Source organism: Erwinia aphidicola (genome assembly GCF_014773485.1).
Classification (GTDB): domain Bacteria; phylum Pseudomonadota; class Gammaproteobacteria; order Enterobacterales; family Enterobacteriaceae; genus Erwinia; species Erwinia aphidicola.
Window position 1 is genome coordinate 541297 of sequence record NZ_JACXBP010000002.1, and the last position, 16006, is coordinate 557302.

The 16006-nt window shown below is 58.3% G+C and carries 11 protein-coding genes; 4 read left to right on the top strand and 7 right to left on the bottom strand.

The window, feature by feature from the left end:
• Positions 1-34: 34 nt before the first annotated feature.
• The 3 genes from ID864_RS06955 to ID864_RS06965 are packed head-to-tail and all read right to left on the bottom strand — an operon-like array spanning position 35 to position 3886.
• Complete coding sequence (locus ID864_RS06955) at positions 35-1351, bottom strand: cytochrome c (RefSeq protein WP_048917520.1); 1317 nt, start codon at positions 1349-1351, stop codon at positions 35-37.
• A gap of 10 nt (positions 1352-1361) precedes the next feature.
• Entirely contained in the window at positions 1362-3146 is a 1785-nt protein-coding gene (locus tag ID864_RS06960) for a GMC family oxidoreductase (protein ID WP_048917521.1), read from the bottom strand.
• 2 nt (positions 3147-3148) lie between these two features.
• Entirely contained in the window at positions 3149-3886 is a 738-nt protein-coding gene (locus ID864_RS06965; protein ID WP_048917522.1) for a gluconate 2-dehydrogenase subunit 3 family protein, read from the bottom strand.
• Between the two features lie 161 nt (positions 3887-4047).
• On the opposite strand from ID864_RS06965, the gene ID864_RS06970 reads away from it, so the two are divergent.
• Positions 4048-4248 carry a hypothetical protein gene (locus ID864_RS06970; RefSeq protein ID WP_048917523.1) on the top strand — a complete coding sequence of 67 codons (201 nt, stop codon included), beginning with the start codon at positions 4048-4050 and terminating at the stop codon, positions 4246-4248.
• 75 nt (positions 4249-4323) lie between these two features.
• A complete protein-coding gene (locus ID864_RS06975) occupies positions 4324-5715 on the top strand; it encodes an MFS transporter (RefSeq protein ID WP_099753709.1) in 1392 nt (463 codons plus the stop codon).
• Between the two features lie 60 nt (positions 5716-5775).
• Here the strand turns inward: ID864_RS06975 and ID864_RS06980 are convergent, their stop codons facing one another.
• Positions 5776-7854 (bottom strand): sensor domain-containing protein, encoded by a 2079-nt coding sequence (locus ID864_RS06980; RefSeq protein ID WP_224750425.1) that lies wholly within the window; start codon positions 7852-7854, stop codon positions 5776-5778.
• A gap of 454 nt (positions 7855-8308) precedes the next feature.
• Between ID864_RS06980 and sbmA the strand changes: the two genes are divergently transcribed.
• Entirely contained in the window at positions 8309-9547 is a 1239-nt protein-coding gene (gene sbmA, locus ID864_RS06985) for a peptide antibiotic transporter SbmA (RefSeq protein ID WP_191149617.1), read from the top strand.
• A gap of 93 nt (positions 9548-9640) precedes the next feature.
• Here sbmA and ID864_RS06990 read toward each other — a convergent pair whose 3' ends face one another.
• Complete coding sequence (locus ID864_RS06990) at positions 9641-11287, bottom strand: dihydroxyacetone kinase subunit DhaK (RefSeq protein ID WP_099753701.1); 1647 nt, start codon at positions 11285-11287, stop codon at positions 9641-9643.
• A gap of 595 nt (positions 11288-11882) precedes the next feature.
• Here ID864_RS06990 and leuA point away from each other — a divergent pair.
• Complete coding sequence (gene leuA / locus ID864_RS06995; RefSeq protein WP_048917529.1) at positions 11883-13559, top strand: 2-isopropylmalate synthase; 1677 nt, start codon at positions 11883-11885, stop codon at positions 13557-13559.
• On the opposite strand, the gene ID864_RS07000 is transcribed toward leuA, so the two are convergent.
• Positions 13538-14305, bottom strand: a complete 768-nt coding sequence (locus ID864_RS07000) for an AraC family transcriptional regulator (protein ID WP_048917530.1) — start codon at positions 14303-14305, stop codon at positions 13538-13540. The genes leuA and ID864_RS07000 overlap by 22 nt on opposite strands.
• A 74-nt stretch (positions 14306-14379) precedes the next feature.
• Complete coding sequence (locus tag ID864_RS07005; RefSeq protein WP_191149618.1) at positions 14380-15924, bottom strand: methyl-accepting chemotaxis protein; 1545 nt, start codon at positions 15922-15924, stop codon at positions 14380-14382.
• Between the last annotated feature and the right edge of the window lie 82 nt (positions 15925-16006).

Consider the following 16006-nt stretch of genomic DNA (forward strand, 5'->3'; position numbering starts at 1 on the left):
TCTTTTCCGATCGACCCGCAAGGCCAGCTCAACGTTATGGCGTCAACTTCTCCACATCAACATTGCCCTGCTGATTGACCACCGCTTCATCCTTGCGCACTTTCGCCACGTCGCTGGCTGACACCGCAGACTTCGCGGTATTGCCCCAGCTGGTGCGGATAAAGTTCACCACGTCTGCGACCTGCTGGTCGTTCAGACGCCAGCCGAAGGCCGGCATGGTGATAGTGGTAGGCGCATCCTTGACGCCCGGCAGCTGTGCGCCGCTCAGCACAATATGGATCAGCGAAGTCGGATCTTCCGCCAGCACCACCGGATTACCGCGCAGCTCCGGGAAGAAGCGCTGGTAGCCGCTGCCGTCGGTTTTATGGCAGGCCGCGCAGCTGTCAACATAGACTGATGCGCCAGTTTTGCTGTCGTCGCCCTTCCACAGCGCTTTCGCCACTGCATCATCCGGCGTGAAGCCCACCTGGTTGGGATCTTTAGCCCCCAGCGATTTCAGGTAGCGTGCAATCGCGGTCGCATCTTCCGGCGTCAGATGCTGCAGGCTGTGCTGTACCACATCGGTCATACCGCCAAATACCGCGGTGCGATCGTTACGGCCCATGCGCAGGAACTGCACCAGGTCATCTTCACTCCAGCGGCCCAGCCCGTCGCGGCCATCACCGCGCAGATTGCTCGCGGTCCAGCCGTCGATGGGCGCGCTGCTGCCGGAGAGGTAATCACTGCCTTCCTCGTTGTTCAGCGCTTTTTCCTGCATGGTGATGCTGCGCGGCGTATGGCAGGCGCCGCAGTGGCCCAGGCCCTCAACCAGATACTGGCCACGCGCCAGCACCGGGTCCTGCCCTTTGATCGGCTGGAAGGCCTTCACGTCCGGCGCAAACACTCCGCGCCAGATCGCCAGCGGCCAGCGCATCGACAGCGGCCACGGAATGTCGCTCTCTTTGTTCGCCTGGTTCACCGGCTTAACGCCGTGCATAAAGTAGGCGTAAAGCGCCTGCATATCCTCGTCGCTGACCACCGCGTAGGACGGGTAAGGCATCGCCGGGTAGAGCGTGTCGCCGTTTTTCGCCACGCCGTGACGCACCGCTTTCTGGAAGTCGTCATAGCTGTAGCCGCCAATCCCGCTCTGCTTGTCCGGGGTGATATTGGTGGAGTAGATGGTGCCGATAGGCGTTGCCATCGGCAGGCCACCGGCAAAAGCTTCGCCGCCCGCTTTGGTGTGGCAGGCCACGCAGTCCCCGGCGCGCGCCAGATACTCACCGCGCTGAATTTCAGCCGCCGCGCTATCATCGGCCAGCGCATTAAACGCCAGCATGCCCGGCAGCAGGGCAATAAGAAGTAACTTTTTCATCTGCTTATCCTTATGCCTGCACCAGTGGACCCGGGTTTTTCAGGTACTGTTCACGAATCGCCTTCGCCGACCAGTAGGTCAGCGCCGCCACCATACCGGTCGGGTTGTAGCCCAGCCCCTGCGGGAAAGCGGAGGCGCCCGGCACAAAGACGTTCGGCACGTCCCAGCTTTGCAGATAACGGTTAATCGCGCTGGTTTTTGGATCTTCACCCATGATCGCGCCGCCGTTCATATGCGTGGTCTGATATACGGTGGTGTCGAAGTGCGCGCCCGGCATTTTTGGCGCACCGCTGATCAATTTCGGGTTCATCGCTTCGGCAATCTTGTGCATGCGACCGTGCATAAACTGCGACATTTTGATGTCGTTTTCCTGCCAGTCGAAGGTCATACGCAGCAGCGGCTGGCCGTGGATATCCTTGTAGTTGGGATCGAGGTCGAGGTAGTTATTGCGGTACGACTGATGCGCGCCGTGGGCATCCATCGACACGTGGTGGGTGTAGTGATCGGCCACCGCCGCTTTCCACTTGCTGCCCCAGTTCGGCGTGCCCGGAGGGGTCGGCAGGCCGGAGATCGGCTTGACCCCCGCCTGATTCACCCACATCGGCGAACCGCCAACGAAGCCATACTGCGCGTGGTCGAAGTTGTCGCCGTTGAAGTCATCCACCCCAACGCCCGCGCCGCCTGCACCGATAAAGTTATTGGTAAACACGTCTTTATCGAAGAACGCTTTGATGGTGGAGATGTTCTGATAGGCGAAGTTGCGCCCGACGGTGCCTTCGTTCGTCACCGGATCGTACGGCTTGCCGATGCCGGACAGCAGCATCAGATGCACGTTGTGGAACTGGAACGCGGAGAGGATCACCAGGTCAGCAGGCTGTTCGTTTTCACGCCCCAGTGCATCAACATAGGTGACGCCGGTCGCGTGCTTCTTGTCGTCCGTCAGGTTAACGCGCAGGACGTAAGCGTTATTGCGCAGCTCGAACTTCGACTCCTGACGCAGTGCAGGCAGGATGTTGACGTTCGGCGAGGCTTTGGAATACATGTAGCAGGCATAGCCGCTGCAGTAGCCGCAGAAGTTGCACGGCCCCATCTGCGCACCGTAGGTGTTGGTATACGGGCCGGAGGTATTGGCAGAAGGCAGGTCGTACGGATGGTAGCCAATGCTTTCCGCCGCCTGGGCAAACAGCTGCGCCGAGTAAGTGCGCTTCTGCGCGGGCAGCGGGAACGGGCTGGAGCGGTCCGGGGCAAACGGGTTGCCTTTGCCGCCCTGACCGACCACTTTACCCTTTACGCTCCAGGCTGAACCGGAAGTGCCGAACACCTTCTCGGCCTGGTCGAAATAGGGTTCCAGCTCGTCGTAAGTGACGCCGAAGTCCTGGATGGTCATCCCTTCCGGGATAAAGTTTTTGCCGTAGCGCTCTTCATAATGGCTGCGCATGCGCAGTTCCATCGGGTCGACGCGGAAATGCACGCCGGACCAGTGCAGGCCCGCGCCGCCGGTGCCGGTGCCGGGCAGGAATGCCGCCAGCTGACGATACGGCTGCGCGGTCTGCGCGGAGTTATGACGGATGGTCACGGTGCTTTTTGACAGATCCTGGAACAGCTTTTTACGAATGTTATAGGTCAGTTCGTCAATCACCTGCGGATACGCACCGTCAGGATAGGTATCGCGATGCGGGCCGCGCTCCAGCGCCACCACGTTAAGACCGGCTTCGGTCAGCTCTTTGGCCATAATCGCCCCGGCCCAGCCGAAACCAACGATTACCGCATCTACTTTCTTCTGTACGTTTGCCATGGTTATGCTCTTTCCCCACGAATTGACACCGGCGGCAGCGGATACTGCTCGCCGCGCTCCACCCAGTCCATAAAATCAGCGCGCGCGCCGGGGAAGTTAATCAGCTGCCAGCCGACCAGCCCCTGGTTGCCGCCGTGGATCGGGTCGCTGAAGAACCCTTCGCGGGTGTTCTGCAGCAGGAAGGAGAAAAAGGTTTTGGCAGGCAGCTGTTTCAGCTCCACGCTGCCCGCTTCCAGCGCCTGTAACAGCGCATCCTGCTGCTCGCCGCTTAGCGCAGCAAACACCTTGCCATGCTGCTGTTTTGCCAGCGCATCGGCATCGGCCAGGCCCAGGCGATAGATATCACGCGGGGTCAATGGCAGCTGGTAGCCCAGCGCTTTATCGGCATCCGGGTGGAACGGCCCCTGCATGTACCAGTTGGCGCCGGTGGCATACGGGGTGTTCATCTGGCGGTCGATATACTCGGGCACGCCCGCTTCCAGCGCGCCAGGGCCGCGTTCATCGGCCGGGATCAGACGCGCAACGGCGGCCTGCAGAAAGGCATACTCTTCGGGGGTGAACCACGTTGGCTGGTACTCGCGCGCCTGCTGTGGCCCGGTTTTAGCGGCCTCTTTCGCCACGGCGGGCGCAGCGGCGGCCAGTGAACCCAGCCCTGCGGAGCCAATCGCCATCGCCGGGGCGAGGGTGATAGTTTTCAGCAGAAAGTCTCTGCGCGTGCTTCCGGTTTTTTGCTCTGACATGACATTGCCTTCTCGAACCAGCACAGGGGGCTGATTAAAATGGGGGGTCGATTTTTTAATGACAAAAAGTTTAGTGACACAAAGTGTAGGGACAATAGTGAGTCGCCGCCTGCTTTTTTACCAGGCCGGTATTTACCGGCAGTTTGTTACCGGTAACAATCATGCAGATTGTAACAGTAACCGGGGAAAAGCGTGAGGGTATGGAAACAAAATGGCACAAAATCATTAACAACTGCGCAAGCTTCAGTCTGAACGCCTGGCGGATGAAACAGGAAGAAATAGCAGCAAAACGGCCATTGCCATTTTTTATGCTTATTTTTCTGCTTACGGGGCGTAATTCAAAATTTAAATTTTACTGCTAACTATTAGCATGGAAAATTATTTTACCGTGCAATGATTATCAGGAACGTAACATGAGTGAAGCCTGCGCCCCAGGGATGCCCGAACCGCAACATAAACCCTTTAATAACAATAAATTATCTGAACGCATCGATGCCCTTCCCGCTTCTGCCGGGCTGTGGCGCTTTATTGCCTTACTCTCACTTGGCGGTTTTTTCGAACTCTACGATCTGTTCCAGACGGGCTATATCAGTTCAGGTTTAATCGCCGGAGGCATATTTCATGTTGGCGATCTCGGCGTATTTGGCATATCTGACCAGGCCGCATTTGCTTCCGTGACCTTCCTCGGGCTGTTTTTCGGGGCCAGTCTGCTGGCCCCTTACGCCGATCGCTTTGGCCGCCGCCTGACGTTTATGTTTGCCCTGGCGTGGTACGGCTGTTTTTCACTGCTGATGGCGTTTCAGAATCAGGCGGAGTGGATCATCTTCTGCCGCTTTCTGGTCGGCGTCGGGCTGGGAATTGAGCTGGTGACCATCGATACTTATCTCACTGAATGTGTCCCGACGCGCCTGCGCAGCAAAGCCTTTGCCTTCGCCTTCTTTGTACAGTTTTTATCGGTTCCGGCGGTGGCGCTGATGTCCTGGTGGCTGGTGCCGCAGACCATTCTTGGCCTGACAGGCTGGCGCTGGGTGGTGATAGCCGGTGCGGTCTGCTCAATGGTTATCTGGCTGGTACGCAAGAACCTGCCGGAGTCTCCGCGCTGGCTGGCGCAGCAGGGGCGCCATCAGGAAGCGCATCAGGTGGTCAGCGCGATGGAAATTCGCTGCGGCGCGGCGGACAGCGCCCCACATCCACAAGAGATTGAAACGGCAGAAATCAGCCAGCGTAAAGGCCGTTTTCGCGATATCTGGGCGCCGCAATACCGCCAGCGCACGCTGATGCTGGTGGTGATGAATATCTTCCAGGCGATTGGTTTCTTCGGCTTCGGCAACTGGCTGCCCGCGCTGCTGTCCGGCAAAGGCGCGAGCATCACCCACAGCCTGCTGTACGCATTCTTTATTACCCTTGCCTACCCGCTCGGCTCGCTGATTTGCAGCCGCTACGCCGATAAGATTGAGAACAAGTGGCAGATCGTTCTGTCGTCGCTGATGACGGTGGTGTTCGGCACGCTGTTCGCGCTGCAGAATAATCCGCTGATGCTGATCCTCTGCGGCTTCTGCATTACTTACTCCAATGCCTGGCTGACCTACAGCTATCACGCTTATCAGACCGAGGTGTTCCCGACCTATATTCGCGCCCGTGCGGTCGGCTTCTGCTACTCCTTCAGCCGCCTGTCGACGGTGTTTAGCAGTCTGATTATCGGCATGATTTTGCAGGCGGCGGGCACCCAGGGGGTGATCGCATTTATCGTGGTCAGCATGCTGATCGTGATGCTAACCATCGGCATTTTCGGGCCGAAAACGCGCGGAATTAACCTGGAGAATATTTAAATTTCACTGGCGTGGCACAGTGCCCGACTGGAGGGGTCGGGCATGCCCGACCCGCAACAGTTAAAACTGCTGCAAACGGCTCTCCGACGGCTGCGGGCGGCCAAAGTAGTAGCCCTGGAACAGGGTGCACCCTTCCGCTTTCAGCCGTTCGAACTGCTCGTTGCTCTCCACCCCTTCGGCGGTGATTTGAATATCCAGGCTGCGGCTCATGCCGGTAATCGCCCGGATAATCGCCAGCGCTTCCCGACTGTCATGCATATCATTGATAAACGACTTGTCTATCTTGATCTTATCGAACGGGAATGAGCGCAGGTAGCTGAGCGATGAATAGCCGGTGCCGAAATCATCCAGCGCAATATGCACGCCCAGCGCCTTAAGCTTTTGCAGAATATGGATATTGACCAGCGTGTTATCCAGCAGCACCGATTCGGTGATCTCCACCTCCAGACGATGCGGGGCCAGCCCGGAATCTTTCAGCGCCGCTTCCACCACCGACACCAGGGCGCTGTTTTTAAACTGCAGCGGCGACAGATTGACCGCCACGCTCTGATCGCCAGGCCAGGTAGCGGCCTCGCGGCAGGCTTCATACAGCGCGTAAGCCCCCAGGCTGTGGATCAGGCCGGTCTCTTCGGCTATCGGAATAAAGTCCATCGGCATGATGGTGCCCTTTTGCGGGTGATGCCAGCGCATCAGCGCTTCATAGCCGATGATCTCCTGATGCAGATTGTTAGTGATCGGCTGATAGTAAAGCTTGAGCTGGCGGCTGGTGAGCGCCTCGCGCAGGTCGCTCTCGATGACCCGACGCTTCTGCGCTATATCGCCCATTGCAGCGGTGAAGTGTTCAAAGCGGTTGCGCCCGTTGCGCTTGGCTTCATACAGCGCCATATCCGCGCAGCGCAGCAGCTGGTCCGGGGTGGTCATGCCGCTGTCGGCGATGGCAATACCGATGCTCAGCCCGACGGAGAGGTTGTGCCCGTCCACGTTAAACGGCGGACGAATGGTTTCGATCAGGCGGCTGGCGACCACTTCCGCCTCCTGCTGATGCGACAGCCCCGGCAGCACGACAGAGAACTCATCGCCGCCGCTGCGCGCCAGCGTATCCTGGTCGCGCAGCACCGAGTGCAGACGCACCGCCACCGAACGCAGCAGCTCGTCGCCGACCTGATGGCCGAGCGCGTCGTTAACGTTTTTGAAGTTATCAAGATCCAGCCCCAGCGTGGCGGTCAGCCGGCGGGCATCGCGATCCTCGCGCAGCGCGGCGGTCAGGCGCTGGCTAAACAGCACGCGGTTCGGCAGGCTGGTGAGGTTATCGTGGTGCGCCATATGGTGGATGCGCGCATCCGCCGCACGCTGATCGGTGACGTCGTCAGCGATCAGCAGCACGTAGTTATGGCGTTCGTCGTTGCCGCGAATAATGGTGGCGGTGGTATTCAGAATACGCTCGCCGCCCGGCGTGTTCAGCAGACGTTCGTTGCGCTGCGTCCCCTCCTTGCGCTGCGCCGCATCGGAGAGCTGCATAAAATATTCGCCCATTTCCGCCGTCATGCAGTCGGGCGCGCGCTTGCCAATAAACTGGCGCTGCGTGCCGCCAAGCAGCTGCTGCGCCTTGCTGTTGATCAGCAGGATCTCGCGCGAGACCACATCCTCAACAATCACGCTGGACGGAATATTGGCGACGATAATGTCGAGGAATTTTGACAGCGAGGCCATTTTTTCACTGTTCTGCTCGGCCAGATCTTTCCCACGCAGGATCTGCTGTTCGTACTCGCGCACCTCGGTGCAATCGCGGGTGATCTTGGCGTAACCAATCAGCTTGCCGTCATCATCGCGTACCGCATCAATGACTACGTTTGCCCAAAACGCGCTGCCGTCTTTACGGTAGCGCCAGCCCTGCTCTTCAAAGCGCCCGGTTCGGTAAGCGGTGGCCAGATTCTTCTCCGGTACTTTGTCCAGCCGATCCTGAGTGCTGTAGAAACAACTAAAGTTTTTCCCGACGATCTCATCAGGGCGGTATCCTTTGGCGCGCTGCGCGCCCGGATTCCAGTTAGCGACGTTACCTTCTGGCGTCAGCATATATATGGCGTAGTCAACCACGCTCTGTACCAGTAGACGGTACATGACATCAGAGTCTTCATTCATTATTATTTTCGCCTGGGCGCTGGCCGTCATTTTCCCCACAGTAGAAAATATGCGCAACGCTGCAATACGCCATTAACTGACGTAAAAATTACCGTCCCACGCGCTCTTTCGCCGCAGGTACCCTGTTTTATGTGTGTTAAAACCACACGGGTATAAACCGAAAACATCAGCCAATTCAAGCAATTTCCGCTTCAGCACTGCGGTTCATTGATCGTTATCGGCTTTGTTTAAAAAACATTCAGCGCTGAAAAAAAATAAACTTGCCGCTGCGCTTATATTTATGTGGGAAATTTGTCTGTTGGCTTTTATAAAATAAATGAAATTGAGTTAAAAAAGGTATAAATAACTTATTCAAACGTTCAGGCTTCACCACTGAAATTAATAGATACAACCGCAGTGAGATTACTCACAGTCAATCAGGGTATAACCATCAAACATTGACAGCGGAGTGCCTATGTTTAAATCCTTTTTCCCCAGGCCAGCGCTGTTCTTCAGCAGTGCGGCAATCTGGAGCCTGCTGGCGATACTGCTGTGGTTCGGCTATGCCGACAGCCTGTTCGCTCACCTGATGCATTTCTCCCCGGTTGCCGACGGGCCTTTACCGAATAACGTTTCACGCTTTATTGCCCCATCGATGCTCGCAATCTACAGCTACTACCTGCTGGTCACGCTGCTGTTTGCCGGTTTCTGGTTTATTGCCAGCCCGCACCCGTGGCAATACTGGTCAATACTTGGCAGCGCGCTGATTATCTTCATTACCTGGTTTTCGGTAGAACTGGGCGTGGCAATCAACAGCTGGTATGAGCCTTTTTTCGATCTCATTCAGCAGGCGATGGCGCATCCCAATACCGTTAAGCTGACCACCCTCTACGCGTTAACCAGGACGTTTCTCTACATCGCCCTGATTTACGTAACAATTAACACGCTAAATCTGTTCTTTATCAGCCATTACGTGTTCCGCTGGCGCACGGCGATGAACAATTACTACATGCAGTACTGGCCGCGCCTGCGCCACATTGAGGGTGCCGCCCAGCGTGTGCAGGAGGACACGATGCGTTTTGCCTCCACGCTGGAGGATATGGGCGTCAGCTTTATTAACGCCATTATGACGCTGATTGCCTTCCTGCCGGTGCTGGTAACGCTGTCGGTGCATGTGAAAACCGTGCCAGTTCTGGGCAGCATCCCTTATGCATTGGTGATTGCCGCCGTGCTGTGGTCGCTGTTCGGCACCGGGCTGCTGGCCATCGTCGGCATCAAACTGCCGGGGCTGTCGTTCCGCAATCAGCGGGTGGAGGCGGCCTATCGTAAAGAGCTGGTCTACGGCGAGGATGATGCATCGCGGGCGCAGCCGCCGACGGTGCGTGAACTGTTCCTTGGCGTGCGCAGGAACTATTTCCGCCTCTACTTCCACTATCTCTACTTCAATATCGTGCGTATTTTCTATCTGCAGGTGGACGCGGTATTTGGCATGCTGATGCTGTTCCCGTCGATTGTTACCGGTGCGATCACGCTTGGGCTGATGAGACAGATCACTAACGTGTTCGATCAGGTACGTGGATCATTCCAGTACCTGATTAACTCATGGACCACGCTGGTCGAGCTGATGTCGATCTACAAACGTCTGCGTGGCTTTGAGCGCACGCTGGATGACCCCTTCGGGCTGACCGAAAAAGAGGGTCAGCCCCTACATTAGGGGCCGATCCTTCGTATGGATAAACCATTTGGACTGACCCAAAAGAGCGTTGTAGGGGCCGATCTTCTGTTTCGGTCGGCCCTTGTCACGACATTAACTCTGAGCGGCCAGCGCAGCGAAGACGCTCTCCACCGCGAAAGCCCCCGGATCTTTAACGTCCTTCAGGCTCTCCTGATTGAGGTAGGAGGAGCGCCCGGCGGCGGCGCTGAGCATCTGGCGGGTACTGTCTGCGCCCTGCTTCGCTGCGGCAGCGACAGCGGCCAGATTTTTGCCTGCCGCTAACGCGGCAAACGCCGGGTCGAGTGCGTCGATCATCGTGCGGTCGCCCACGCCCGCTCCACCGTAATGCTGCATGCGTTCAAGGCCAAAGGTCAGCGCCCCGGCCAGCGATTTACCCTGCTTCAACTGCTGCCCGGCAGCGGTAAACATAATCGACATCAGCACGCCGCTGGAGCCCCCCATCACGTTCGCCAGCTTTTCGCCCACCACCGTAAGCAGCGCATCCATCTGGTCGAGCGGCAGCTCCCCGTTCTGGCTGGCTTCCAGCACGCTGCGCGCTCCGGCAGAGAAGGTGGATCCGGTATCGCCATCGCCTACTTTGGCATCCAGCTGGTTTAGTTCGCTCTCCAGTTCAATCAGCGTCTGGCACAGCGTGTGAAGCGTTGCGGCCACGGCCGCATTATCCGAAGGCGTAAAGTTCTGCTGCTGCGCGACGCGTTTCGCTTCCTGCTCTTTTGCCGGCCGGGGTTCAAACGCACGCACCCAGCCGCTGGTTTCTACCGGGGCTAACAGCGCGGCTTCCAGCTCATCATCAAGCTGCAGGGTGGAGAGTGAGAAGCCTTTCATATCCAGCGCGCTGACCAGCGTTGCCGGGCCAATCAGCAGCTTCACCTGTTTACCGAGAGCAGATTTCAGCGTTTCGCGCGTCAGGATAGCCATCTCCAGCGCGGAGAAACCGCCCAGATTATTCACCAGCAGCGCCAGCTTACCGCTGCCACTTTTGCTGGCTAAACGCTGCGTCAGCTCCGCCACGATCTCCGCGCTGTTCTGCGTTTTCAGCGTCGAGGCGCCCGGCTCGCCGTGGATCCCCATGCCCAGCTCGCTGCACCCCGGCTTGACGCGATGATCGTCACGATCCTCCCCCGGCACGTGGCAGGTGGTAAAGGCCAGCCCGATAGAGGCAGTCGCATCAATTGCCCGCTGCGCCAGCGCGCTGACGGCCTCCAACCCCTGCCCCTGCTCAGCGGCAAAGCCAGCGACCTTATGCACCAGCGCCGTTCCGGCAATTCCGCGCGGCTGCGGATTATCCGGCAGGGCGATATCATCACGCACCATCACCATCTCAACGCGATAGCCCAGCTGTTTGGCTTTTTCCGCTGCAAGGCCGAAGTTGAGACGGTCGCCGGTGTAGTTTTTAACGATCAGCAGGCAGCCCGCTTCGCCCGTGACGTTAATAATGGCGTGCAGCACCGCATCCACGCTGGGTGAAGCAAATACATCGCCGCAGACCGCCGCGGTTAGCATGCCTTTGCCAACAAAACCGATATGGGCCGGTTCATGGCCAGAGCCACCGCCGGAGATCAGGGCAACCCGCGACTTATCCCAGTCGCTGCGTACCACCACCCGCATCTGCGGCCCCAGCGCCAGCCGCGCCAGATTGTGGCTGGCCGCGCTTTGCAGCACCCCTTCAATCGCCTCATTGACCAGATCCTGCTTCTGATTCATAAAGAACTGACTCATTGTCTCTCCCTCTTGTGCATGAGTAATATCTGTTACCTGTACATCTAATAATTAATAGCCTGCTAACGTCCAGTTATAGCCTTTTATTCGTCGTTTGCACGCGTGATGAAAGCGAAAAATAACCTTCGCGATACTGAACTCAGAAAAACCCCACAATGCATAACACCAACCAATTGAATGTTATGCATTTTTTCTTAGTGGTAATATTTAAACACATATTAGTGGCTGCATGGCGTACCAAATGAAATTGCAGTATCAATCACATTTTGCTATTAATCTTCCTGCACTGATGAGAAAAGACGCTTATAACCTTCAGTGTCAGATCCACTGACATAATAAAGCACGCCTATATCTCCATTAAAGCAGCAAGGATATAATGAGATATTTCTATCAGCCTTGCTGGCAGTGATCATTTATCCGCAGATAACAGACCTATCACGCCACCACCAGGGCGTTACAAGGGGCAAACTTCATCGTTTGCTCTTTTTTTTATGTTTTTCGCCTGTCAGTTTTGCACCACAGGTTGTCAGTTATGCGCCAGCCAGCCGCCGCGCTGCGCGTCAGACTAACGGCTCACAACACAAGGAGCCAGACCATGCTGCAACACCCCGCTGACAAGTATCATCCCTTTCCTCCGTTACAGTTAACCGATCGCCAGTGGCCCGGACGCACGCTCAGACAGGCCCCGCGCTGGCTCTCCACCGACCTGCGTGATGGCAATCAGTCGCTGGCGGAACCGATGGATGCCGTGCGGAAAAAGCAGTTCTGGCAGCTGCTGCTGCAGTGTGGCTTTAAAGAGATTGAGGTGGCGTTTCCTTCGGCGTCGCAGACCGATTTTAACTTTGTGCGCGAGCTGATCGAGGAGCGCATGATCCCCGACGATGTCACCCTCCAGGTGCTGACTCAGGCGAGGGACGACCTGATCGACCGCACCTTCGTCGCGCTGAAGGGTGCGCACAGTGCCTGCGTTCATCTGTACAACGCTACCGCGCCGGTGTTTCGCCGCCTGGTGTTCCGCCAGAGCAAAGCGCAGATTATTGAACTGGCAGTGAATGCCACCCGCCTGATCCGCCAACGCTGCGAAGCGCAGCCAGAGACGCGCTGGACCTATGAATACTCACCGGAAACCTTCTGCTTTACCGAAGCGGAGTTTGCGCTGGAGATCTGCGAGGCGGTCGCCGCCGTGTGGCAGCCGTGTGCCGCGCGGCCAATGATTATCAACCTGCCCGCCACCGTGGAGGTCAGCACGCCGAATGTTTACGCCGACCAGATTGAATACTTCTGCCGCCACTTCTCGCAGCGTGAGCAGGTATGCATCAGCGTGCATCCGCATAACGATCGCGGCACCGGCATTGCCGCTGCCGAGCTGGCGCTGCTGGCCGGTGCGGATCGCGTCGAAGGCTGCCTGTTTGGCAACGGCGAGCGCACTGGCAATGTCGACCTGGTAACGATGGCGCTCAACTTCTACAGCCAGGGCATACACCCGCAGCTCGATTTCAGTCAGATTAAGCAGGTGGTGGACGTCGTCGAGCTGTGCAATCAGCTGCCGGTGCATCCGCGCCATCCTTATGCCGGGGAGCTGGTATTTACCGCCTTCTCCGGATCGCACCAGGATGCGATTAAGAAAGGTTTCGCCGAACGCAAACAGCAGCAGGATAATCGCTGGGAAGTCCCTTATTTGCCGCTCGATCCGGCAGACATCGGCTGTAGCTATGAGGCCGTGATCCGCGTCAACAGCCAGTCCGGCAAGAGCGGGGCCGCGTGGATGATCGAGCAGAATCACGGTCTGAGCCTGCCGCGTGCGCTACAGCAGGACTTCAGCCAGCGGGTGCAGCAGGAAGCAGACCGCGAGAGTAAAGAGATGACCCAGGCGGCGCTCTGGCAGCTTTTCCGCCGGGAGTACGGCATTGATACGCCGCAGCTCCAGCTGGCGGAGTATCGCAGCGAAAGCGATAGCCAGGGCCAACTGCTGTTCAGCGCCAGCGTACGCCAGGGGGAAAAAATGCAGCAGATTAGCGGGCGTGGCAACGGCCTGTTGTCCGCGGCGGTTGACGCGCTGCGCCAGGCGTTTGACGTGCCGTTCTCAATCCAGGATTACTACGAGCACACCCTCGGCCAGCGTAGCGACAGCCGCTCCGCCACCTATCTGCTCTGCACTTTTCCCGATAACCGCAGCGCGTGGGGCGTGGGCATCGACAGCGACGTGTCGCGGGCCTCGCTGCAGGCGCTGCTGAATGCGCTGGCACAGGGTCAGCTGGCGGACGGGAAGTAGTCGCTGGGCGCCACGCCGAGAATGCGGCGGAACATAGCGCTGAAGGCGCTCTGGCTCTCATAACCCAGCTCGAGTGAGACCGCCAGCACCGACTCACCGAGCGCCAGGCGCGTCAGGGCCTCCATTACTCTGGCGCGCCGCACCCAGTCACTGAACTGCAGTCCGGTTTCCTGATAAAAGCGCCGCGCCAGAGTGCGGCTGCTGACGTTAATCCGCCGGGCGCTGCTCTCCAGCGTCCAGCTCTCCCCCGGGGCGGCCCGTAGTGCCTGGCACAGCGCAATCAGCGCGTCACTGCTCGGTTCCGGTAGGGTAAACGGCAGCTCGGCCATTACGCGGATCTCATCAAGGATCAGCTCATAAATCCGTTCGGCGCGGCTGGCAGGCGCATAGACCTCCGGCAGCTCAAGTGCGCTGACGATCAGCTCACGCAGCAGCGACGAAACCTGTACCACCTGGCAGGTGGCGGGCAGATCGGCGCGCGCCAGTGGGTCGATAAACAGTGTACGCGCCGCCACCTCCCCGGTGATCTGCAACGCATGAGGCACCCCAGCAGGCAGCCAGACGCCACGCCCCGGCGGCACAATCCAGTGCCCCTGCGGCGTCTCCACCTTCACCACGCCGCTCAGCGTATGCACCAGCTGCGCACAACTATGATGATGCGTCGGCTGGCAGTCGCCGTGGCGATAGTCGTGCGCATAGGGGATCAGCGGGCGGTGAGCAAAGGAGAAGTCGACGGTGGCTGACATGGGATCCTCACGAATGGATGGAGAGTCAGCATAGCAAATGTTTAGCGGGTCGGGCATGCCCGACCCCTACGCAATTAACGGAACACGCTGATCGCTTCGACCAGGCGGGTGGCCTGGCGGGTCATGCGGCCGGAGGCCTGCGCGCCCTCCTCCACCTTCGCGGCATTCTGATGGGTGATGTTGTCGAGATCTTCCACTGCCAGGCTAATCTCACCGATGGCAGTGGCCTGCTCGGCGGTGGCGGAGCTGATCTGGGCAATCAGCGCGGTGACGTTTTGCACCTGCGAGACAATACTTTCGATGGTTTTACCGGCCTCGTTAACGTGCAGCGTACCGGACTTCACCTTCTCGGCGCTGGTTTCCACCAGCTGTTTGATCTCGCTGGCGGCCTTGGCGCTGCGCTGGGCGAGACTGCGCACTTCCCCGGCGACCACGGCAAAACCTTTACCCTGCTCACCGGCGCGCGCCGCTTCCACCGCCGCATTCAGCGCCAGGATATTGGTCTGGAAGGCGATGCCGTCGATCACGCTGGTAATATTGGCGATTTTCTTCGAGCTGTCGGTAATTTCCGCCATCATCGTCACCATATCCGCCATCGCTTCTCCACCCTGCACCGCCGCACTGCTGGTGCTGGCTGACAGGGTTTTCACTTCGGCGGCAGTTTCGGTGTTGCTCTTCACCGTCGCAGTCATCTCGTTCATGGTCGCCGCCGTCTGCTGCACGTTGGCCGCAGCCTGTTCCGTGCGGCGGCTCAGCTCGCTGTTGCTCTGGGCAATAGAATCGCTGGCGCTCAGCACGTTGATCGCCTGGCCGCTGACGTCATCCACCAGCCAGCGGAACATCAGCCCCAGCTGACCAATGGCGCGTAGCGTCGTGCCAACTTCATCCACGCGGTCCATCTGCTCCACTTTATGATCGGCCCCGGTCGCCACGCGCAGCGCCTGGCGGCAGACGCGCTCAATCGGCCGGGAGACCTGCATCTCCAGCCAGGCCGAAGCCAGCAGCAGCAGCAGCGCCATGCCGCCAGCAAACATCGCCAGCGCGGCCGGGCTCAGCCCCAGCCCCCAAACGCCAAGCGTTGACAGCGGCAGCAGGGCCAGCAGCGCCGAGCGAATACGCCAGCGCAGCGACAGGGTTTTGAAAATCGAGCGCCAGCGCATCATGCCGGTGCGGACAATCAGCCCTTTATGAAAACGCAGCCCTTTGGCTTTGCCCTCGCGGAAGTTCTGATACAGGCGTTCTGTATCGCGCACCTCCTGAGGGGTTGGTTTGGTGCGCACCGACATATAGCCCTGTACCACGCCGTCGCGCACCACCGGAATGGCGTTGGCGCGCACCCAGTAGTGATCGCCGTTCTTGCGGCGGTTTTTTACCAGCGCGGTCCAGGGCTCGCCCTGCTTCAGGGTCGCCCACATATCGGCGAACGCTTCCGGCGGCATATCCGGGTGGCGCACCATATTGTGCGGCTGACCGTTAATCTCCTCCGGCGAGAAACCGCTGGCCTCAATAAACGCATCATTGGCATAGGTGATATGGCTGTGGGTGTCGGTGGTTGACATCAGGGTGGCGCGATCGTCAAACAGGTACTCTTGCTGTGTAACGGGCAAATTATTACGCATGGGTTAAATCCTTAAAGGGATCAACAAAGGTTGGCGAGGAGAATATTAATTACGTTTTTTTATATTTTCGGCGTGAGTTCGT

What these genes read in the sequence shown, in the direction of transcription:
- sbmA (WP_191149617.1), top strand. Translation starts at nt 8,309, where the DNA reads ATGTTTAAATCCTTTTTCCCCAGGCCAGCGCTGTTCTTCAGCAGTGCG.
- ID864_RS06990 (WP_099753701.1), bottom strand. Translation starts at nt 11,287, where the DNA reads ATGAGTCAGTTCTTTATGAATCAGAAGCAGGATCTGGTCAATGAGGCG.
- ID864_RS06960 (WP_048917521.1), bottom strand. Translation starts at nt 3,146, where the DNA reads ATGGCAAACGTACAGAAGAAAGTAGATGCGGTAATCGTTGGTTTCGGC.
- ID864_RS06970 (WP_048917523.1), top strand. Translation starts at nt 4,048, where the DNA reads ATGCAGATTGTAACAGTAACCGGGGAAAAGCGTGAGGGTATGGAAACA.
- ID864_RS06955 (WP_048917520.1), bottom strand. Translation starts at nt 1,351, where the DNA reads ATGAAAAAGTTACTTCTTATTGCCCTGCTGCCGGGCATGCTGGCGTTT.
- ID864_RS06975 (WP_099753709.1), top strand. Translation starts at nt 4,324, where the DNA reads ATGCCCGAACCGCAACATAAACCCTTTAATAACAATAAATTATCTGAA.
- ID864_RS07005 (WP_191149618.1), bottom strand. Translation starts at nt 15,924, where the DNA reads ATGCGTAATAATTTGCCCGTTACACAGCAAGAGTACCTGTTTGACGAT.
- ID864_RS06980 (WP_224750425.1), bottom strand. Translation starts at nt 7,854, where the DNA reads ATGAATGAAGACTCTGATGTCATGTACCGTCTACTGGTACAGAGCGTG.
- leuA (WP_048917529.1), top strand. Translation starts at nt 11,883, where the DNA reads ATGCTGCAACACCCCGCTGACAAGTATCATCCCTTTCCTCCGTTACAG.
- ID864_RS06965 (WP_048917522.1), bottom strand. Translation starts at nt 3,886, where the DNA reads ATGTCAGAGCAAAAAACCGGAAGCACGCGCAGAGACTTTCTGCTGAAA.
- ID864_RS07000 (WP_048917530.1), bottom strand. Translation starts at nt 14,305, where the DNA reads ATGTCAGCCACCGTCGACTTCTCCTTTGCTCACCGCCCGCTGATCCCC.